This is a genomic window from Citrobacter sp. RHBSTW-00944, assembly GCF_013615435.1.
Taxonomy (GTDB): Bacteria; Pseudomonadota; Gammaproteobacteria; order Enterobacterales; family Enterobacteriaceae; genus Citrobacter; species Citrobacter braakii.
This window is the reverse complement of the sequence record NZ_CP055420.1, coordinates 1-5,103: the sequence shown is the minus strand read 5'-3', so window position 1 is coordinate 5,103 and position 5,103 is coordinate 1. Positions and strand designations below refer to the sequence as shown.

Genomic DNA, 5,103 nt, shown 5'->3' with positions numbered 1-5,103 from the left:
CTCTCCTGTTCCTGCCTTTCGGTTTACCGGTGTCACTCCGCTGTTATGGCCGCGTTTATCTCATTCCACGCCTGACACTCAGTTCCGGGTAGGCAGTTCGCTCCAAGCTGGACTGTATGCACGAACCCCCCGTTCAGTCCGACCGCTGCGCCTTTTCCGGTAACTATCGTCTTGAGTCCAACCCGGAAAGGCACGACTTATCGCCACTGGCAGCGGCCACTGGTAAGAGGGTGTACAAGAGATTACTAATGCAGAGTTCTTGAAGTATCAGCCTAACTACGGCTAAACTGGAAGGACGTATTTGGTGGCAGCGGTCTTGTACACCCTGTTACCACGGTTCAGAAGTTCCCCAACTTGCTGAACCTTCGAAAAACCACCTCCCCAGGTGGTTTTTTCGTTTCAGGATTAAAGATACTCTGCGTCCCACTCAATCTCAAGAAATTATCTTTACCAAGCCATTGACTTAATAAAAAAAAACCATATAATAGCCTCATGGGCTTGAATCACTTTAGTGATTCAAGCCCATGACCTAAGTCGTTGATTTAACTGAGATTAATGTGGATCGTCGTAATCCACATTACGGACGTTGGCACCATCCCACTCAAAGAAAATACGATAGTTCGCCGACACCTTTAATGACCAGCGGGTTGGGGTATATTCAGCATACGAATGAAGATCCAAACCAGGAAGGTCAAGATCATTTATTGAAGTAGCGGTATCTAAAGCGTTTAAGATAATCTCTATTTTCTTTTTATGCGCTTGTGCTACCTTACTTGTATCACCACTGTTAAATTGTTTTAGTTTTTTGGATTTAAAATTTTTAATCATTGAACTTCTCCATATGAAAATTTTTATGTTTTAGAAGTTCTTCTTGTTTAGTAAAGTTTCTTGACTATGTTCTATTTATAGGTAGTATTCTACGCCTGCGAAGCTTTAGAACTGCCAGATAGTCACTACAAGAACAAAACAGAAGAACCAAACTGTTAACGTTAAGAAAAAAATTACCCTTAACTAATCCATTTTATCACAAATGGATTGCTTATGTCAATAGGTTTGCGCGTTGCGCAAGGCGCAAAATCAGAGTATTTAGGAGGTTGCATGTTTACATTGCAAAAACCTATGCACCCCGGCGAGTTTATCCGCGAAGTATATTTAGAGCCGTTAGAGCTTCAAATAGGAACGTTTGCAGAAAAGCTTGGTGTTGATACATCAACCGTTAGCCGGTTAGTAAACCAAAAAGCTGACCTTTCTTATGAAATGGCATTACGCCTATCAAAAGCCTTAGGGCGTTCTGCTGACTCTTGGATGAAAATGCAAATAGCATATGGTTTATATCGTGCTCAAGATAAAGTAAATCTTGAAGAAGTTGAGGTGGTTTACCGCCCACGGAACTTGGATGCTCCTGAAAAACAGGTCCATGAATTTTATGAAAATATCTAAAAACGATATTTCATTTAGGTAAAGAAAAGCTCCTAACCATAGGGGCTTTTTGTCTCTACACCTGTGTATTTATGTGAAGACCTAAGGCAGCATCGTTATTCCTGAAGATGCTTAAACAGCGGGTGTTGAGCCTGTATCAACCATTGATAGTGATCTGTATATCCTCTTCACTAACCCCAAACTTCATAGCCAGCCCCCTTCTATGCTTACCTAGAGAATTTACCATAACATCCGTTGCGTGCACCGCTGAGACGGCCTGAAGGCGTTTCTGCCGCGTCCGGCCGATTTCCGGCACCTTTCCCTATCCCAAACACTGAAAAACGCCCCTGATGATTTTTGCGCAGCTGCATGGCTATGCACAGACATGCCTGGCCTCCATTTTAGCGGCTAAAATCCGGCGAGCGCCCTGAAAGCCATCATGAACCACCCTGATAACGGTGAACGGGTGCGCAGTTTACTGTGCGGCCGTGAGGCGTTGGCCAGGCCGTCAGGCATGGCAGGATTTATTGCCAAAGGGGTCGGATTTAACCTGGGGTGATCAGCGCGCAGAGATGAACGGGATTCGGAAGGGGAACCCTTGCGGCGCGGCGATGTATACATCGCTAACGTGCCTGACTCTTTTCACAGCAGAGGGTAGCGGTAGCAAACAAGTAGCAAACAGATAGCAAACAAGTAGCAAACAGGTAGCAAAAAGATAGCAAACATACGGTTTCGGGCGGAACCTGACCAGGAGTCATTGGCGTGCCGGCGGTACTCCAAAAACACATATTGTCCCGCTGTTTTGTGAATAAGCCAGCATAGCTGTGGGCACAAAACATTTCCTGTCCGCTGCTTTAACCTTTGTAATCCAGGAACGTCAGGTGACGTCACTTTGCGGCGTTAGCCCTATCCTGCATCCTATGAAAAAATGCAGTTACGGAGTGTAAGGTGCCGGACGTGAGGCCGAAGATATTCCGCTTCCTCGCTCACTGACTCGCTGCGCTCGGTCGTTCGGCTGCGGCGAGCGGAGGGAACAGGCACATCAAAAGATGAAGCCATGAGGGACGATGAGAGGGAAAAAAACGCCGCGGTGTTGCCGGTTTTCCATAGGCTCCGCCCCCCTGACAAGCATCACAGAATCTGACGCTCAAATCAGTGGTGGCGAAACCCGACAGGACTATAAAGATCCCAGGCGTTTCCCCCTGGTAGCTCCCTCGTGCGCTCTCCTGTTCCTGCCTTTCGGTTTACCGGTGTCATTCCGCTGTTATGGCCGCGTTTATCTCATTCCACGCCTGACACTCAGTTCCGGGTAGGCAGTTCGCTCCAAGCTGGACTGTATGCACGAACCCCCGTTCAGTCCGACCGCTGCGCCTTATCCGGTAACTATCGTCTTGAGTCCAACCCGGAAAGACACGAAAAAACGCCACTGGCAGCAGCCATTGGTAACTGAGATGTGCGAGAGATTTATCTGGAGTTCTTGAAGTGGGAGCCTGAGAACGGCTACACTGGAAGGACAGTTTTGGTGACTCGTCTCGCACAAGACAGTTACCTGGTTAAGCAGTTCCCCAACTGACCTAACCTTCGATCAAACCACCTCCCCAGGTGGTTTTTTCGTTTTCAGGGCAAGAGATTACGCGCAGAAAAAAATGATCTCAAGAAGATCCTTTCTTTGAGGGAGCGATGTCAATGACATTTATGATGTTCCCTGTAATGAATCCAGTACTGGAATCCATTTGTCGGCGGAAGAAAAATCCCCCTGCGTTACAAAATGATTGTGATTGGCAATTGCCACTTTCTTCCTGATTTGATCAATCAACACCCGATGCTTGTTCAAAATAATTGCAACGATGTCACATCGACATTCTGTCGCAATATCCATTCCAAAATGTCCAATGAGGACTGGACTTACATCATTATTCAGATAGCTCTGAGCGCTATTTTCAGCATCCATTTCAGAAGGTTGTGATAAAGCATATTTATATTCAATCGGATAAAAACCAGAGTGTTTTTCAAGCATTCTGGCAGTGTCATTACCCTGTCCTGCTGCATCAATTTCTTCCATAAAAAATTGATAAATTCCAATCTCGCTTACGAGTCGCTTTTCAACCTGCCCAACAAGTCCATTAATTATAGGATCCATGTCATCTGGCTTACGTGGCACAAGGAACAGAAGCCCTCCAACAATAAAAGTATCAGGAGTTTCCTCTTGTACTTTTTTCTTCAAAAATCCAAACATAATTCCCCCTAGAGTTAGCCATCACATCTCAATGTTGAACAACTAAGCCACTACTTTACACAAAAGAAAACAAAAATTGACACAAATTAAAAAATTGATACGATATCCATTATCGTTGATTAATACTCAAGGTGGATAATGAAAGCAAAATTTTCTGGAATTAACGGAACAAATAACATCATGTCCTCCCAAGCCAAATTACGCGTTCAGGCTGGGATGATCGACAATGCTGTCATCACTAGGGTAGAAGATGGCTATGTAATAATATTTGCAGGCGAGAACTCAGATTGGAACGGTGAAAACCTCATTCTTAGCAGTGCTCGAGAACCTTACAAACCACGCATTTTCAAAAGTATAGACGGAGCTGTTTCCGAGTCAGAAAGGATTGGTGTTAAAGGAATATCACTTGATTTACCATAACATCTCTTGGGCGCACCGCCTGAGAGCCTCTCAGCGCGTTTCTGCGGCCCCCTGCCGATTTTCGGCACCTTTCCCCACCCATACCCCTGAAAAACGCCCCTGATGATTTCTGACCGGCTGCATGGCTATGCACAGAAGTGAATGGCTGGCAGTTTCACGCGTATGTTGTCACTAAGGCCGCTTTTTCGCAGGAAACGGTCATTTCCTATAACGGTGAACGGGCGCGCAGTTTACTGTGCGATCGTGAGGCGTTGAGCAACGAGCTTTGCGAGGCGGTAGGGGTTCAGAGAGCCAGCTGCAGGCTCAGGAGAAAACATTCTGTTTTCGGGGCAAACGCCGCAAATGACGTCATTTTGCGGCGTTTGCCCTATCCTGCATCGCAGCATACGGTGCCATCCGCCACCCTCTTGCGAATCCTGCCCTAGATCTCAACAGCAGAGAAATTTCGTACGTACGAAATTCAGCGTATCGGGCGGCGCCTGATGAAACATTCTGGAGTGTCGGCGGTACTCCAAAAACACATCTTGTCCCGCTGATTTTGTCACTGGCGCAAAGCGGCGGTAATGACAAGACATTTCCTGTCCGCATCAATACGTGCAGAAAACGTAAGTGGTGAAAGATGATAGTACGGAGCGACAGGAGCCTAAGCAGCCACCGGAGAAATTACGCTTCCTCGGTCATTCGCTCACTGCGTTCGGTCATGACTCTGCGGCGAGCGTTACGGGATCAATCAAAGGGCGTGGAGGTATGAAGTGTGAGAAGAGACTTAAGGGCTGCCGGTTTTCCATAGGCTCCGCCCCCCTGACAAGCATCACGAAATCTGACGCTCAAATCAGCGGTGGCGAAACCCGACAGGACTATAAAGATCCCAGGCGTTTCCCCCTGGTAGCTCCCTCGTGCGCTCTCCTGTTCCTGCCTTTCGGTTTACCGGTGTCATTCCGCTGTTATGGCCGCGTTTATCTCATTCCACGCCTGACACTCAGTTCCGGGTAGGCAGTTCGCTCCAAGCTGGACTGTATGCACGAACC

Annotated in this window: 5 protein-coding genes; 3 read left to right on the top strand and 2 right to left on the bottom strand. The window is 47.0% G+C overall.

The genetic code is table 11. The annotated features are described in order from the left end of the window. Nucleotides 1-552: 552 nt before the first annotated feature. Entirely contained in the window at nucleotides 553-828 is a 276-nt protein-coding gene (locus HV334_RS25125) for a type II toxin-antitoxin system RelE/ParE family toxin (protein WP_094544860.1), read from the bottom strand. A 213-nt stretch (nucleotides 829-1,041) separates the two neighbouring features. Between HV334_RS25125 and HV334_RS25120 the strand changes: the two genes are divergently transcribed. Both HV334_RS25120 and HV334_RS25520 read left to right on the top strand, forming a co-directional pair. Continuing rightward, nucleotides 1,042-1,440, top strand: coding sequence for a HigA family addiction module antitoxin (locus tag HV334_RS25120; protein ID WP_224706373.1), 399 nt, complete (start codon nucleotides 1,042-1,044; stop codon nucleotides 1,438-1,440). 1,312 nt (nucleotides 1,441-2,752) lie between these two features. Beyond that, on the top strand, nucleotides 2,753-2,869 hold the full coding sequence (locus HV334_RS25520; protein ID WP_345943289.1) for a replication initiation protein: 117 nt from the start codon (nucleotides 2,753-2,755) through the stop codon (nucleotides 2,867-2,869). 243 nt (nucleotides 2,870-3,112) lie between these two features. On the opposite strand, the gene HV334_RS25115 is transcribed toward HV334_RS25520, so the two are convergent. Next, complete coding sequence (locus HV334_RS25115) at nucleotides 3,113-3,655, bottom strand: hypothetical protein (protein WP_069970477.1); 543 nt, start codon at nucleotides 3,653-3,655, stop codon at nucleotides 3,113-3,115. Between the two features lie 138 nt (nucleotides 3,656-3,793). Between HV334_RS25115 and HV334_RS25110 the strand changes: the two genes are divergently transcribed. Then, nucleotides 3,794-4,075 (top strand): hypothetical protein, encoded by a 282-nt coding sequence (locus HV334_RS25110; RefSeq protein ID WP_069970478.1) that lies wholly within the window; start codon nucleotides 3,794-3,796, stop codon nucleotides 4,073-4,075. The last annotated feature ends 1,028 nt before the right edge of the window (nucleotides 4,076-5,103 follow it).

What these genes read in the sequence shown, in the direction of transcription:
- HV334_RS25125 (WP_094544860.1), bottom strand. Translation starts at nt 828, where the DNA reads ATGATTAAAAATTTTAAATCCAAAAAACTAAAACAATTTAACAGTGGT.
- HV334_RS25120 (WP_224706373.1), top strand. Translation starts at nt 1,042, where the DNA reads ATGTCAATAGGTTTGCGCGTTGCGCAAGGCGCAAAATCAGAGTATTTA.
- HV334_RS25115 (WP_069970477.1), bottom strand. Translation starts at nt 3,655, where the DNA reads ATGTTTGGATTTTTGAAGAAAAAAGTACAAGAGGAAACTCCTGATACT.
- HV334_RS25110 (WP_069970478.1), top strand. Translation starts at nt 3,794, where the DNA reads ATGAAAGCAAAATTTTCTGGAATTAACGGAACAAATAACATCATGTCC.